The following is a 14,914-nucleotide window of genomic DNA, read 5'->3' on the forward strand; positions in this document are numbered from 1 at the left end:
AAGCCCCCCGCACCGGAAACGCCGAGGCGCGGTGACCGTTTAACCCGCGCGGCCGCCGAAGTCGTCGGCGATGCGATCGGCTGCTTCCCGCAGGCGGGGCAGCACAGTGGCGGCGATTTCGGCTTCGCTGCCCCGGTGGGTTTGCAGCGAGACATTGAGCGCGGCGATGAGGTCGTTGCCGCGCCTGACCGGGACGGCGAGTCCCCGGAGCCCGTCGTCGAGTTCCCCGGAAACCAGCGACCAGCCGCGTTCAGCGGCACGTTCCACTTCGTCGCGAAGCTGGTCGATACTGCTGACAGTGTGCGGCGTGTAGCGGGTCAGTTCGATCCGTTCATAGAAGTTGTCCCGTTGGCGCGCGGGCAACCCCGCGATGAGTACGCGTCCCATGGAGGTGGCCCACGCGGGAAACCGGGTGCCGACGTTGACCGTGACGCTGAGCATGCGCGGGGCCAGGACCCGTGAAATGTACAGTACGTCGGTGCCGTCGAGGATGCACAGCGAGGCCGTCTCGTTCAGGTCTACGGCGAGCTGTTTCAGGTGCGGCTCGGCGCTCTGCGGCAAGGTGAGATTGGCCAGGAAGGACGCACCGATGTCCAACGAGCGGGCAGTGAGCTCAAAGGTGGTGCCGTCGCTGCGCAGGTAGCCAAGGTCGGTGAGGGTGAGGAGGAAACGGCGCGCTGCAGCCCGGCTGAGGTCCGCCTTGGCTGCCACTTTGGTAATGGTCAGCCGGGGTTCGTCTGAGGTAAACGCCAGCAGCACGGCGAATGTTTTCTCCACTGATTTAACCCAGTAGGCCGGAGCATCGTGTGCGGCGTCGTCCTGCAGCAGCATGGCCATGTCGATTTCCTCCGGGTCTGCGTGGTGGGGCTCGCCCGGAACATGCGGGCATTGCCAGCGATTCTAATCGTGTTTGCTCAATCGGTATTGCGCGGAGAGACGGACCGGGGCATTTGGTGCGCCGTAGCCGTCGTAGCTGTTGCGGCGCTCGACCACCTCGAAGAAGACCCGGCCCACGGTAGCCGTATAGAAGTGGATGAACTCACCCTGTTCGTCGCGGTCGTAGAGAAGGTTCAGCTCCTGCAGCGTGGAAAGCAACGCCGGGGCCAGGCGGAAGCGCGCCTGAAGGTCTGCGTAATAGTTCGCCGGGATTTTCAGGAACTCCAGCCCGGCAGCTACCGCGTTCCGGGCCAAGGTGACAACATCCGTGCAAGCCAGCGCGATGTGTTGGGGGTAGGCGGAGGCCTCGGAGGGTCCGGATTGTTCCATCACCAGCGGGGCAATGTTCAGGGCGAGACGGACGTCGCCGTGTTCTGTCGCCATCACCTGGCTGCGGACCAGGCCGACAGGGCTGGGGACCTCGGTCGAAGGCCGCGGCGCCAGGGCCAGAGTGCTTTCGTAGAACAAGACGCTCTCGTCAAAGTGCTGCCAGGGCTGGGCAAGGTTCACATGGTCGATCCTGGTAATCAAGTCCCCGCCGGCAGCAGTAGGCCCCGTGGTTTCGAACTCGTCGGTCCAGGCCGCTGTTCCGTCCGGCGTGGCCTGGCACAGGAAAATCTCAGTGGAGTCCGGTGCCCTCACGGCCTGCAGCACCTCTTCGTTGGCCTGACTTTGCCGAGGGACCGGCACGGCCTTCAGTTGCAGCGCCCGCGAGGCTGCAGCCACCGGGTCTTCAACGTCAAAGCCCAGCGCTGCGATGGTCGGTTCGATCCCACGGGCTTGTTGTTCGTTGATGATGATCCTGGCCTGGCCCTGAACCCACAGCTGCACGTCCTTGGTGCGGTGCCGGCCGCGGAACTCAAAGCCGAGCTGCCGCAGCAGGGTCTGGACGTGTCCGGTGTCTTCGGCCTTGACCTCGGCGAAATTGAAACCTGTGGGTTCGGCCACCTGTGGCAGGGTTGCCAGGCGCATCGGAAACGTGGCCCCGGGGTCGGTTTCCTGCAGGTGGACCGAGGTGCGCTCCTCTAGCCAGATCAGCGACCGCATGGCATCAACGGCGGTCCGTTCTTCATCGGCCTGCCGGAAGACGTCGTTGAAGATTTCCAGGGAGACCGGGCCGTCGTAGCCGCTGCGGACCAGGTGGCCCAGAAACTTGTGCAGTTCCCAAGCGCCTTCACCGGGGAAGACCCGGTAGTGCCTGCTCCAGGAGAGGACGTCCATGCTCAGTTCCGGTGCGTCTGCCAGCTGAACGAAGAAGATTTTCTCTGCCGGGATCTTTTCGATCCCGGCCGGATCCCAACCGCGGGAGAGAATGTGGAAGCTGTCCAGGCATGTGCCGATGTTGGGATGGCCAGCCAGGTCCACGATGCGCATGGCATGTTCGAAGTCATTGACAAAAGTGCCCCAGGCCAAGGCCTCGTAGGCGATCCTGATCCCGTACCGGGCTGCCAGGTCGCCGAGGCGGCGCAGCTGAGAGGCCGCCAGCTCGTCGTCGTCGATGGTTGCGGTGCCCACGTTGCTGCACAGCAGCATCAGGTCCATGCCCAGCGAGGTCATCAGGCGGAACTTCGCCTCGGCCCGGTAGAGATTGTCCTGCAACTGCTCCTCGGACACGCCTTCGAAGTCGCGGAACGGCTGGTAAAGATCCAAGCTCAGGCCCAAACTGGTTGCCATCTCGCGGATCTCTTCCGGGCTCCGTGGGGAGACAATCAGATCCTGTTCGAAAATCTCGATCCCGTCGAAACCGGCGCGGGCGCAGGCCTGCATCTTCTCCTCAAGAGTGCCGCTCAGGCAGACGGTGGCAATAGAGGTGCGCAACAGGGGGACCTTCCGGGTCGGTACGTTCATTGTGGTCAGGTCAGCGGCCCGTGGCCACCAGCTCCAGGAAGTGGGCGCGCATCCGGGCGGGATCGGGCTCGACCCCGGTGATCAGGCGGAACGCGTCCACCGCTTGGCCTACGGCCATATGCCCGCCATCCAGGACCCGGCAGCCCTTGGCGGTGGCGGCCTGAACCAATTCGGTTTCCACCGGTCGGTAGACCACATCGGCGACCCAGTGCCTGGGCTCCAGCAGTGAGGTTTCAACCGGCACTCCCGGGTGCATGTACATGCCTACCGGGGTCGCGTTGACCACTCCGTCGGCGGTTGCCAGGGCATCAGGCAGGTCAGCGGGTGAGGCCGCAACCACCTTTTGGGCAGGGAACAGGGCAACCAGTGCGGCTGCACGGGTCGCCGCGCGTCCGGCATCCAGGTCCACCAATGTCAGCTGCTGCACACCCTTTTTCAGCAGCGCATAGGCGACGGCGGACCCGGCCCCTCCGGTGCCGACCTGCACCACTGAATCCAGGGCTGCGTCCGGGAGCCCCTGCTCCATGCCTTGGGCAAAGCCCGAAAAGTCGGTGTTGTGCCCGATGAACTTGCCCTCGTTGATGAGCACGGTGTTCACCGCGTCCAGCCGCCGGGCATCGTCGGATATCTCGTCCAGGTGTTCCATCACCAGTTGCTTGCACGGATGGGTGATGTTGAAGGCGCTGAAACCTAGATCGCGGCCGGCCCTCAGCAGCTCGCCCACCGATTCGGCGGGGCGTTCGATAGCGGTCAGGTCCACCGGCCGGTAGAGGTAGCGGAGGCCCTGCAGGTCGGCCTCGCGCTCGTGCATCGGCGGACTCAAGGACACGGTAATGCCTTCGCCGATGAGTCCGACCAAAAACGACTCCGCCACCGTTGACATGCTGAACACCCTTCGTTCGATTGCTGCACAATTGTACGCATATCGCACAACAAGGCAAGACCGCTTGCGCCAAGTTGTGACAGTGATTACATTGTGGAACGGCGTGCGAAATAAGTACAACTGTTCGCCTTGCGCACATATGTCAACGAGACATGTGACCTGGCAATTCGCGGCAGGTGTTGCTGCGGGTCGTCAGCGCGCTGCCACTGCATGCGGACCACATTCTCAGTTCCTTCCAGAAGCTTGTCCTGCAGCCCTGGCGACCCGTAAGGGGTTTGGTACTGCAGAAGCACGATCACAAGGAGTAGCACCGTTATGAAAACCAGCATCCGTTCGCTAGCCGTCGGCGCAGCCGCCCTGCTCGCGCTGTCCGGTTGTGCCTCGAACAGCCAGTCCGCCGAAAGCGACGAATACCCATCGAAGGACATCCGGCTTGTTGTGCCTTGGGCCGCCGGTGGCTCCGGCGACCTTTCCGCACGCACGGTCGCGCCGCTGCTCGAAGAAGAGCTTGGCGTTGAAATCATCGTCGAGAACCGCCCGGGTGCGAACGGCTCCGTGGCCTACAACTGGCTGAAGGATCAGGAGCCGGACGGCTACAACCTTTCCGTGATGGGGGTGGAACTGGCCACCCTGCAGTTCCAGGACTACGACATCGACCCGAAAAACTATGTGCCGGTCGGCCAGTTGCTGGCAGGCCCCGGTGCCATTGCGGTTCCTGTGGACAGCCCCTACAAATCGGTGCAGGACCTAATCGATGACGCCAAGGCCAACCCGGGCAAGGTCACGTACTCCAGCCCCGGCATCGGCTCGGTCTGGGATTCTCCGATGCAGGGCTTCCAAGAACTGGCCGGCGTGGAGCTGAAGGGCGTTCCGTTCGACGGATCCGCGCCCGCTGTGGCCGCAGCGGCCGCCGGAGATGTTTCCTTCTCGATTGACGCTATCGGCACCCAAAAAACCCAGGTGGACGCCGGCAAGCTGCGCTACCTGGCGACGCTGACCGAGGAGCGGGTTGCCAGTAACCCCGATGTCCCCACCTTGAAGGAAGAAGGAATCGACCTTCAAAATGCGTCCTGGACTGGCATCATGGCTCCGGCGGGAACCCCGGAGGAAGTGGTGAAAAAGCTTTCCGACGCCCTGGAAACAGCCGTGGGCAACGAAAAGTTCCGGACCGTGATCGAAAACTCGAATCTGGTGCCCACCGCCAAGAACTCCGAGGAGATGGCTGCCTTCCTGCAGGCGGAAGCCGATCGTTACGGTCCGTGGATTCAGGCAGCGCAGGGCAAATAGCCGCCCGGCCGTGCCTGCCGGAGGACCCCCCGGCAGGCACGGCGACCAATAAAGGAAACCGCTCATGAATATCCAAGAGAATTTACCTGCCGGGTCTGGCGGGTCCGGCGGGCGGCCCGCAAGGCCGGACGTGGAGGATGGCACGGTGCAGAATTATGCTGACGCCCATCTGCACCCGCCGTCCGGCGAACTGCTAAAGGACCGCTCCTACCGGATGCGCGAACTAGTGCCCGTCGCGGCATCGATTGGTTCAGGTGTTGCCGTCCTTCTCATGGCCCAGCAGATCCACTCGGGCGTCACTACAGAATTGGGGCCGCAGTTTTGGCCCCAAATGGTCGCCTGGGGCCTGATAGTTTTCGGTGCGCTGCTGGTGTTTGCCAACGTGCTGCGCGGCGTTCGACCGGCGGACATCCCCGATCGACTCAGTTGGTGGGGCGTTGCCCGGCTGGCCGGAACCGGCGTCGTCCTGGTGGGCTACCTGCTGCTGTGGAATGTCCTGCAGTTCTGGCTGGTCACGTTCGCGGCTGTCGCCGCACTGGTTGCCCTCTACGGAGTGCGGAGCTGGAGGGCGCTGCTGCTCTTCCCGGCAGTCCTGGCAGCCGTCCTCCATTTTCTCTTCATCGTCGCATTGCGAGTACCCCTATGATCCCCATTGCTGCCTCGCCCATTACGGACGGCATCGCCGCAGTCCTGGCCCCGGATACCCTGCTGGTTATCGGCATCGGGATCCTCATCGGCATGCTCGTGGGTGCCTTCCCGGGGGTCACTGCCACCATGGCCGTGGCCCTGGCCAGCGGATTCACCCTGACGATGGAGCCCACCCAGGGCCTCGCCATGCTGCTGACCATCTACGTGGCCGCCCAGTTTGGCGACCGGGTTCCTGCCATCTTGATCAACACCCCTGGTACCCCTGCTTCTATCTCCACCACCTTCGACGGCTATCCGCTGGCCAGGCAGGGCAAGGCGGGGTTGGCGCTGACCACTTCCGCCTTCGGTTCCGCTTTTGGCATGCTCTGGGGCATTGCGATCCTGGCCGTAGCGGCGGTCCCGCTGTCTGCCTTCGCCATGCAGTTCGGACCGCCGGAGATGTTCGCGCTGGTGGTCTTCGGCCTGACCATGATGGTCGGTGTCTCTTCGGGCCGGATCATCAAAGGATTGGCAGCCGGGGCTTTCGGCCTCTTCCTGGCCACGGTAGGCCGAGATCCGATCACGGGCGACCAGCGGTTTACCCTCGGCATCTTGGAACTCAACGGCGGAATCCCGTTCATCGCCGTCATCATCGGGTTCTTCGGTGTGGCAGAGGTCTTGAACCAGATCCTGACCCACCGCACATCGCAGCAGGCGCCGCCTATTACCCAGATGGGACAGTGGATGCCCGACTGGAAGCTGATGAAACGGCTGTCCAAGCCAATGGGCATCGGCGCAGCCACCGGCTCAGTGGTGGGTCTGGTACCGGCCGTCGGCGGTGATATCGCCGGTATCATCGCGTGGGACAACGCTAAGAAGGCGTCCAAACGCAAACACGAATTTGGCAAGGGGTCGCTGGAAGGCCTGACCGCTGGGGACACTGCCAGCACTGCGACCCTGGGCGGCTCGGTGACCACCACCATGGCCTTGGGAGTCCCCGGCGATTCGGTGATGGCCGTGATGATCGGTTCCATGATGATCTGGGGCATTCAGCCCGGGCCAGGCCTCTTCAGCAGCCATCCGGATCTGATCGCCTCACTGGTTTCCATCTTGCTGATCGCCACAGTGCTGACGTTGGGGCTGAGCCTTCTTCGCATGAAGGGCGTGGTGAAGTTGCTGGAGTTGCCCAGCCACTTCCTCTGGGTGGTCATACTGGTCTTTTGCATGGTGGGCACCTACTCGATCAACAACAGCGTTTTCGACGTCTTTATGATGCTGGTCTTCGGAGTTATCGGGCTGTTCATGCTCCGCTTCGGTTTCCCGCCGGGTCCTGCTGTGCTGGGTTTGATCCTGGGTCCGCTGGCGGAAGCCAACCTACGCCGGGCTCTGCTCACGGACGGCTGGGCGTCCGTCTTTAGCAGTCCGATCGCCGTGGTGCTTCTGCTGATCGCAGCAGCCGCGCTGATCCTTCCGCCGCTGCGCCAACTGGTCAAGCGGCGCAAAGAGGCCAGCGCAGGGAAGGACGTGCCCGCCACGGTGCCATAACGGCGGGGCATGCCGCCAGTGCGGGACTGCCATTACCTGCAAGAGGGTCGCGCGGGCGGAGACTGGAGCGGCAACGCTGCAGTCTCCGCTTTGTTTCGCCGTCTGTTGTTGGGTTATTGCGGAACGCCTGTGAGATGGGCTACGTTTGTCTGCGTTCGATTTGTGCACGCCCGTGCGGCTGGCGCACAAAGCTTTGTGAGCGGACTGCTCACAGCAGTTTCTAGGAGCATCATGACCGTTCACCAAAAGGATGAGGCAGCCGCCCCTCACGGCAAGACGCCGAAAAAGGCGGCCTTGGCCAGTTTCATGGGCAGCGCCGTCGAATACTACGACTTCTTCATTTTCGGCTCCGCGGCTGCGCTGATCTTCCCGCACGTCTTCTTCCCGGACGAGAGCGCCCAGGCCGGAATTATGTCGCTGGCGACCTTCGGCTTCGCTTACATCGCACGGCCCGTGGGGGCAGTCTTTGTCGGCCATTTTGGTGACCGGATCGGACGCCAGAAGGTGCTGATGTTCACGCTGATCCTGATGGGTGCCGCCACCTTCATCATCGGCTGTATCCCCGACTTCGACACCATCGGCTGGTGGGCTCCGGCGATCCTGGTCTTCTGCCGCCTGATGCAGGGCCTCTCCGCCGCGGGCGAGCAGGCCGGCGCCAGTTCGCTCACCCTGGAGCATGCGCCGGACAACCGCCGCTCCTTCTTCACTTCCTGGACCCTGACCGGCACCCAGGGCGGGCAGATCCTTGCCGCCCTGGTCTTCATCCCGGTGGTCGCCCTGCCGGACGAGATCAAGTACGGCATCGGCTGGAGGATTCCGTTCTGGCTCTCCGCCGTCGTCGTCATCGTCACCTACTTCATCCGCCGCTCGCTGCACGAAACCCCCACCTTCGAAGCAGCCAAGGCGAACAACGAGATCGCGAAACTGCCGGTCAGTGTGCTGCTCAAAGACCACTGGCGCGACGTGCTGCGGGTGATCTGCTGTGCCTTCATCGCCGCGGTCTCCACCGTCTACGGCACCTTGGCGATCAAGTACGGTGCCGAAGTCGGCAGCGTCGACGAAGGCATCACCCTGTGGCTGGTGGTCGCAGGCAATATCGGCGCACTCTTCACGCAGCCGCTTTTCGGCAAGCTCGCGGACCGGATCGGCCGGAAACCGGTGTTCATCTACGGCGCGCTGGGCAGCGCGGTCATCATGCCCTTCTACTTGCTTTCGATGGAATCGGGCAACACCCTGCTCCAGTTCACCCTGTCGGTACTGGTCTTCTCCTGCGCCTATGCGGCGGCCAACGCCGTCTGGCCGTCCTTCTACGCGGAGATGTTCAGTGCCAAGGTCCGGTTCTCCGGCTTGGCCATCGGCACCCAGATCGGTTTCCTGATGGCCGGCTTCGCGCCGTCCATCGTGGCCGCTGTCGGCGGCCTCCAAGAGGGCGGCTGGGTTGCCACGAGCATCTTTACCGCCGTCATCGCGGTCATTGCCTCGGTGTCCGCTCTGACCGCCCGGGAAACCTACAAGGTGCCCACCGAGGAGCTTGGCGAACGCCGCCCGGCCAAGGTCTGACCCAGGCATACAGCCGCGTACGACGCCGGCGGGAGACTTCCCCTGACAAGTCTCCCGCCGGCGTCGCACTTTAACCGCAGATGCGTTCCCTACAGGGCCAGCTGCTCCCGGACCATGGGAGCCACTTTGGTGCCGTAGAGCTCGATGGAGTTCATCAGTTTCTCGTGCGGGAGGGTGCCCAGGCTGTATTTCATGTCCCAGCGCGCGAGCCCCAAGCCCTTGGCGACCTTCACGATCTTGGTGGCCACGGTCTCCGGGGAGCCGACGAACAGGGCGCCGTCGGGACCCGCCTCGGCTTCGAACTGGCTGCGGGTCATCCGGCTCCAGCCGCGCTCGCGGCCGATCCGCTCCTGCATGTCGGCATAGGGCAGCCACATCTCCTCGCGGGCCTGTTCGTCCGTCTCCGCGATGTAGCCGGGGGAGTGGGCGCCGATGGGCAGTGCGGGCTTCTCGAACTGGTCCAGCGCGCGGTGGTAGAGATCCGTAAACGGCGCGAAGTTCATGGGTGCGCCGCCGATGATGGCGAGCATGAGCGGCAGGCCGTAGTGCGCAGCGCGGACCACCGACTGCGGAGTGCCGCCGACGGCGATCCACGTCTTGAGATTGCCGGAGGCGGTGGGCGGGTAGACCCGCTTGTTGTCCAGCCGGGGCCGGGTGCGGCCGGCCCAGGTGACGGGTTCTTCCTTCAGCAGTTCGGTGAACAGATGGAGCTTCTCATCGAAAAGGACGTCATAGTCGGCCAGGTCCAGGCCAAACAGCGGGAAGGACTCCGTGAAGGAGCCGCGGCCCAGAATGACTTCGGCGCGGCCGCCGGAAGCGGCGTCGAGCGTAGAGAAGCGCTGGAAGACCCGGACGGGGTCGTCGGAGCTGAGCACGGTCACGGCCGAGCCCAACCGGATCCGGTTGGTTTGGCCGGCAATCGCCGCCAGCACCACATCCGGTGCGGACACGGCGAAGTCCTCGCGGTGGTGTTCGCCGATGCCAATGAAGTCCAGACCCACCTCGTCGGCGAGCTTGGCTTCGGCGATGACGTTCCGGATGACCTGGTCATGCGGCAGGAGCTGTCCGCCCGCTCCGGTGGTGACATCCCCGAAGGTGTCCAGCCCGAGTTCAAGTGTCTGCGCCACGCGGTGGCCGCCTTTCCTCTGTTCTGAGTAGCTATCTATGCGTATGCATATTGTGCGTTACAGGCGGCAACCTTCAGGCGGCCCGGGTTATTCCGCGGTGCGCGGGCGGGAAAGCGGCGGCACCAGCTGCCCGGACTCGCGTCGGATCCACCACTGACCGGTGCTCCGCTTTTCCGCCCACGTGGAAAACCGGTAGTGGTACAGGGTGGCGCGCACGAATACGGGTTGTTCTCCGCCGAACGGATCGTGCCTGAGCAGCTTCAGCGTGGCCTTGTCGGCTTCCAGCAGCCGCCGCAGCAACGGAATGAACCAGCTTTCGCCGCGGGAGCCGAGTGCCAGGAACCACATCAGCCAATCCAGCCTCAAGTGGTAAGGCGCGAACTGCCGTGGCATCCGCTGCGGGTCTCCGGGCTTGCCCTTGAACCCGTACTCGCGCCAGCGGACCCCGTCGGCGGAGCCTTCCACCACCACTTCATAGCGTTCCCGCGTGATGGACCCGAAGGCGCCGTAGGCGTTGGCCAGATGCCAGCTGTTGAAGCTGGCGTTCATCAGCTGGTGCCGGGAGAACAGGTTCTTCAGCGGCCAATAGCTCAGGTACACCAGCAGGGCGCTGACCGCGAGCACCACCACGGTGAACCACACCGGTTCCTGCTGGTACCGGGGCGTGAAGTCGCCGACCGGCAGGACTGCCTGCACCGCAGCGTCGGACACGGCCGAGAAGGCGAGCAGGATGGTCAGGGTGTTCAGCCAGGCGAAATTCCCGGAAGCCACAAGCCACAGCTGCGTGGCGATCACAATCGCTGCAGCAATGCTGCCCACCGGCTGCGGGAAGAACAGGAAGAACGGCACCACCAGCTGGGCGAAGTGGTTGCCGGCCACCTCCACCTTGTGCAGCGGCTTGGGCAGGTGATGGAAGAACCAGCTGGCCGGATTCGGCATTGGCTGGGTCTCGTGGTGGTAGTAGAGGGCGGTCAGGTCCCGCCAGACCCTATCGCCGCGCATCTTGATCATGCCGGCGCCGAATTCCAGCCGGAACACCAGCCAGATGAACAGCCACAACACCGGTGCCGGGGGCGCCACCTCGTTTGAGCCCAGAAAAGCAGCGAGGAAGCCTGCCTCCAGCAGCAGGGTCTCCCAGCCGAAACCATAAAACGTCTGGCCCACGTTCACCAGCGACATGTACAGGAACCACAGGGCCAGGAACGCGGCCAGGGGGACCCACGGCGGTCCCAGCTGGGGCAGGCCGGCCACCAAGAGGGCTGAAATTGCGACACCGGACCAAGCCACCGCGCGCAGCCGGCGGTCGGTATATCCCCAGCGGAACAGGGTGAAGCCGCGCGGCATGCGACGCTCCAGCAAGCGGGGCACGGGCAGCAGCCCGTGTTCACCCAGCAGGGCCGGGAACTGGGCCAGCGCGGAGGCGAAGGCAATCAGGAACACCGCGGCGATGCCCCGCTGCAGCACCTGCCGCGCCAGCTCGAACCCCTCGGCGCTGAACCACTCCATGGCATTTCCAACGCTACGGCCGGCCGTTCGGCTGTCAAGCAACAGGCCCGGATCCACGGGAACCGGGCCTGCAGGCGGGCTACGCACTTACCGGATTCCGGCGAGGCGCCGGAAGGGTCAGCCGAAGAGGGCGGACACCTTCAACAGGGTCTGGCTGACGCCGTAGAGCAGCGGCACACCGACCAGCACCCAGCCGAGGGCTACTTGGGCTTTCTTCATGTCAGTCCTCCTTCCCGGCCATCACGGCTTCGCCGGCGTCCTTGGCCGGCGCCTCGTGGTACTTGCTGTCCACCGGCTTGACCATCAGGTTGGCAATGAAACCGACGACGAGCAGGCCCACCATGGTGAGCAGGGCCGGTTGGTAGGCCTGTGCCGTCAGCTCGCCTGGCTTGCCCTGGGCGTCCAGGAAAGCGTTGACGATCAGCGGCCCGGCAATTCCCGCGGCGGACCAGGCCGTGAGCAGGCGGCCGTGGATGGCGCCCACTTGGAAGGTGCCGAACAGGTCGCGCAGGTAAGCCGGAACGGTGGCGAATCCGCCGCCGTAGAAGCTGATGATGACGGCTGCCAGCAGCACATACAGTCCGGTGGAGGAGTGGCCGAAGAGGGCGAGCACCACATACAGTGCAGCGCCGACGCCCAGATACAGCATGTAGTTGTTCTTGCGCCCCAGGTAGTCGGAGGTTGTGGACCAGACGAACCGGCCGCCCATGTTCGCAATCGAGAGCAGTCCCACAAATCCGGCCGCGACGCCCGCTGAGACCAGCGATACGCCGTCGGGCTGGCGGAAGAAGTCCTGGATCATCGGGGAGGCCTGTTCCAGAATGCCGATGCCTGCCGTGACGTTGCAGAACAGCGCGATCCACACCAGCCAGAACTGGCGGGTCTTGATGGCATTCTTCGCGGAAACGTTCGCGGTGGTCACCAAGGCCTTGGCCTTGACCTTCGACGCATCGAAGCCGGCCGGTTTCCAGTCGGCTGCCGGAACCTTGATGGTGAAGGCACCGAAGAGCATATAGGCCAGGTAGATCACGGCCAGCGTCAGGAACAGCTTGCCCACGGCGTCGCCGCTGGCCACCCAGCCCGGAGTCCCGTCAAAACTGGGGTCGTAGAACTGCAGCAGCGCGGTGGAGACCGGGCTCGCGATCAGCGCGCCGCCGCCAAAGCCCATGATCGCCATTCCGGTGGCCAGGCCTGGGCGGTCCGGGAACCACTTAATCAGCGTGGATACCGGGGAGATGTAGCCGATGCCCAGCCCGATCCCGCCGATCACGCCGTAGCCCAGATAGACCAGCCACAGCTGTTCGGAGAAGATGCCCAGCGAACCCACCAGGAAGCCGGTGCTCCAGAACACGGCGGACGTGAACATCGCCATCCGCGGACCGTTGCGGTCCACCCAGGTGCCCATCACGGCGGCGGAAAGCCCCAGCATCACCATGGCGATGGAGAAGATGATGCCGATCTCGGTCAGGCTCACGTTGAAGTGGGCCACCAGCGCGTTCTTGTAAACGCTGGTGGCGTAGGCCTGGCCGATACACAAGTGCACGGCCAGGGCCGCCGGCGGAATCAGCCAGCGGTTGAAGCCCGGAGGGGCGATCGTATGCGATCGGTCCAACCAACTCATCGTCGGGCGTCCTTTCATCAGAGGGGTGCGAGGCAGAACCGCAACATGTGCTTCAGTTCACATCCTGACTGATGGTTGGGCTAGGCAACCGGACGTGACCGGCGTGTCGCACTGCCCCTGACCTCCCCGTGCCGCGACCGGTACCGTGGAGGAATGGAACAGGTCCTCGCCATTCGGGGCTTGGGCGGCTACCACCGGTACCGGTCTCCGGCGCTCGCTGTGACTCCAGCCGGCAGCGCGATCGCCGCGTACTCCGGCCTGGGCGGGCAGGATCGGCCCCGCAGGTCCGGTGATCTGCTGGTGCGCCGGAGTTTTGACGGTGGCGCCACGTGGGAGCCGCAGCAGGTGGCATGGGCCGACACCGCCGGGCAGCCGGCGCAGAGGGTAGGGCTGCTCTCGGACCCGGAGACCGGACGGATCTTCCTGGCGTGCGTCGCCACAGGCCGTGGCAGTGCAGCGGGCACTGAACGCGCCCGGGCCCGCCACATGGAACTGCTCTCTTCCGACGACGACGGCGCCACCTGGCAGCACCGGTCGGTCACCCCGCGGCCGGCCTCGGACACCATCCCGAACCTGGCCGATGCCGGGTCCGGCACCTGCCTGCATGCAGGCAGGTATGCGGGACGCTTGCTGGTCCAGCTGGCCGTAGCGGCGGGCGGCGGGCGGGAAACACCTGTTTCCTGCTACAGCGACGACCACGGCGATACCTGGACGGTCGGACAGCCGCTGGCCACCCCAGGGCCCATCCAAGCGCCCAGCGGGGAGGCCGCGGACGCCGGCGGGAGCACAGCCGTTTGCCTCGCCGACGGGCGGGTGTTGCTGCATTCGTGGACGTCGCCCAACCGGTTGGCGGCAGTATCGGAGGACGGTGGGCACAGCTACGGGCCGCTGGAACCAGTGGAGGAGCTGACGGATCCCGGGAGCGCCGGCTCCTTGGTCCGCTTCGACGGGCTGCCTGCGGTGGGCGGGTTGGCGGCGCCGGCAACCCGCCGCTGGTTGCTCGCTGCCAACTGCCAGGATCCCGTGCTGCACCGGAACGTGGTGCTAAGCCTGTCGCACGACGACGGGACCTCCTGGCCGCACAAGCTCACGCTCTACGGGAGCGGTGCCAGCGGGCCTTTTGCGGTTCGACTGCCGGACGGACGCATCGGTGTGTTGTACCAGCGGCAGGGCGGCCGTGAGCTCGTTTACGCCACAGCGGAGCCGGGCCTGCTGCTGGCGGCGTGGCCGCGCGGAGCGGTGACCGCCCGGGCAGACGGCGAAACCGCAGGGCCCGCACCGCCAACAGGACCGCTGCCGGTGGCGAGCGATTATCCGCTGCGCTTCGATATGGTGCTGCATGCCATCCACAGCAGGCCCGTTGGCCCGCCGCATCCGGGCTACCGCGCCGGCGACGTGCTGGTCTTCGCCGGACGGGCCCGGTTACTGGGGCCGCAAAACTCCAGGGTGCAGCTGACCGGCGGGTTCGACAACGCAGCAGATTTTCCCGCTCAGGAGCTCGGGCCGGGCGGCGAAGCCCGTTACCTTCATCCAATCCGCACCGTAACAGCCGACGACGCAGCGGTCGGCGGTTTTACCGTTTCCTTCACGTGCACGGCCGTCCCCGTGAACGGCACGTTCGGCAGTACCGCAGTGGCGAGCCGCACGCGGGAGTTCAGCATCGACGTCGTGAGCGGTGGCATCAGCGAGAGGTGACGCGGCTCTCGACGCCTTCCCGGTGTCCTCCCAGCTCCCAGCGGGGTGTGCAAGGATTTAACCTGATCAACGACGCCGCCATCATGGTGGCGGTAACGCAGAACGGAGGGGGAGTGCAGGACAAGGACCCGGACCAGGAATCCCTGTCGCCCACGACTCCGCAGGCGGGGATGCTGCCGATCATCAAGCCGAAAAATGTCCCCGCTCCCGACTCCGGCACCGGCCGCGCTTCCGGCGCAGGGCGCGCCGGATCTTCCGCCGGACCGCAGCCCACCCACC

13 protein-coding genes are annotated in these 14,914 nt (G+C 64.9%); 6 read left to right on the forward strand and 7 right to left on the reverse strand.

The features are described 5' to 3' along the window. Window positions 1-39 precede the first annotated feature (39 nt). The 3 genes from AC5RWT_RS20895 to AC5RWT_RS20905 all read right to left on the reverse strand — a co-directional run bounded on the left by AC5RWT_RS20895 (window position 40) and on the right by AC5RWT_RS20905 (window position 3,667). Window positions 40-837: an IclR family transcriptional regulator domain-containing protein gene (locus AC5RWT_RS20895; RefSeq protein ID WP_494081835.1), complete on the reverse strand. Its 798-nt coding sequence runs from the start codon at window positions 835-837 to the stop codon at window positions 40-42. A gap of 63 nt (window positions 838-900) precedes the next feature. Further along, the gene (locus tag AC5RWT_RS20900; protein WP_494081848.1) at window positions 901-2,754 is read right to left on the reverse strand and encodes a bifunctional sugar phosphate isomerase/epimerase/4-hydroxyphenylpyruvate dioxygenase family protein; all 1,854 of its coding nucleotides are present in this window, start codon (window positions 2,752-2,754) and stop codon (window positions 901-903) included. Between the two features lie 40 nt (window positions 2,755-2,794). Then, complete coding sequence (locus tag AC5RWT_RS20905) at window positions 2,795-3,667, reverse strand: shikimate dehydrogenase (protein WP_494081836.1); 873 nt, start codon at window positions 3,665-3,667, stop codon at window positions 2,795-2,797. 315 nt (window positions 3,668-3,982) lie between these two features. Here AC5RWT_RS20905 and AC5RWT_RS20910 point away from each other — a divergent pair, with 315 nt between their 5' ends. The 4 genes from AC5RWT_RS20910 (at window position 3,983) to AC5RWT_RS20925 (ending at window position 8,686) form a co-directional block, all read left to right on the forward strand. After that, window positions 3,983-4,954 carry a tripartite tricarboxylate transporter substrate binding protein gene (locus AC5RWT_RS20910; protein WP_494081837.1) on the forward strand — a complete coding sequence of 324 codons (972 nt, stop codon included), beginning with the start codon at window positions 3,983-3,985 and terminating at the stop codon, window positions 4,952-4,954. A 145-nt stretch (window positions 4,955-5,099) separates the two neighbouring features. After that, window positions 5,100-5,600 carry a tripartite tricarboxylate transporter TctB family protein gene (locus AC5RWT_RS20915; protein ID WP_494081838.1) on the forward strand — a complete coding sequence of 167 codons (501 nt, stop codon included), beginning with the start codon at window positions 5,100-5,102 and terminating at the stop codon, window positions 5,598-5,600. Continuing rightward, window positions 5,597-7,126: a tripartite tricarboxylate transporter permease gene (locus AC5RWT_RS20920; protein ID WP_494081839.1), complete on the forward strand. Its 1,530-nt coding sequence runs from the start codon at window positions 5,597-5,599 to the stop codon at window positions 7,124-7,126. The genes AC5RWT_RS20915 and AC5RWT_RS20920 overlap by 4 nt, the downstream gene beginning before the upstream one ends. A 231-nt stretch (window positions 7,127-7,357) precedes the next feature. Continuing rightward, window positions 7,358-8,686 (forward strand): MFS transporter, encoded by a 1,329-nt coding sequence (locus AC5RWT_RS20925; RefSeq protein ID WP_494081840.1) that lies wholly within the window; start codon window positions 7,358-7,360, stop codon window positions 8,684-8,686. Window positions 8,687-8,775: 89 nt separating this feature from the next. On the opposite strand, the gene AC5RWT_RS20930 is transcribed toward AC5RWT_RS20925, so the two are convergent. From AC5RWT_RS20930 to AC5RWT_RS20945, 4 genes are all read right to left on the reverse strand, one after another. Continuing rightward, window positions 8,776-9,813 carry an LLM class flavin-dependent oxidoreductase gene (locus AC5RWT_RS20930; RefSeq protein ID WP_494081841.1) on the reverse strand — a complete coding sequence of 346 codons (1,038 nt, stop codon included), beginning with the start codon at window positions 9,811-9,813 and terminating at the stop codon, window positions 8,776-8,778. Window positions 9,814-9,900: 87 nt separating this feature from the next. After that, window positions 9,901-11,319, reverse strand: coding sequence for a lipase maturation factor family protein (locus AC5RWT_RS20935; RefSeq protein WP_494081842.1), 1,419 nt, complete (start codon window positions 11,317-11,319; stop codon window positions 9,901-9,903). 117 nt (window positions 11,320-11,436) lie between these two features. Continuing rightward, window positions 11,437-11,538, reverse strand: coding sequence for an MFS transporter small subunit (locus AC5RWT_RS20940; RefSeq protein ID WP_493968694.1), 102 nt, complete (start codon window positions 11,536-11,538; stop codon window positions 11,437-11,439). Window position 11,539: 1 nt separating this feature from the next. Next, a complete protein-coding gene (locus AC5RWT_RS20945; protein ID WP_494081843.1) occupies window positions 11,540-12,940 on the reverse strand; it encodes an OFA family MFS transporter in 1,401 nt (466 codons plus the stop codon). 153 nt (window positions 12,941-13,093) lie between these two features. Here AC5RWT_RS20945 and AC5RWT_RS20950 point away from each other — a divergent pair, with 153 nt between their 5' ends. Both AC5RWT_RS20950 and AC5RWT_RS20955 read left to right on the forward strand, forming a co-directional pair. Continuing rightward, entirely contained in the window at window positions 13,094-14,635 is a 1,542-nt protein-coding gene (locus AC5RWT_RS20950; RefSeq protein WP_494081844.1) for a sialidase family protein, read from the forward strand. 47 nt (window positions 14,636-14,682) lie between these two features. Continuing rightward, the coding region (locus AC5RWT_RS20955; protein WP_494081845.1) for a hypothetical protein at window positions 14,683-14,914 on the forward strand (232 nt) is incomplete at its 3' end.

The organism is Arthrobacter sp. Dra40 (genome assembly GCF_059091905.1).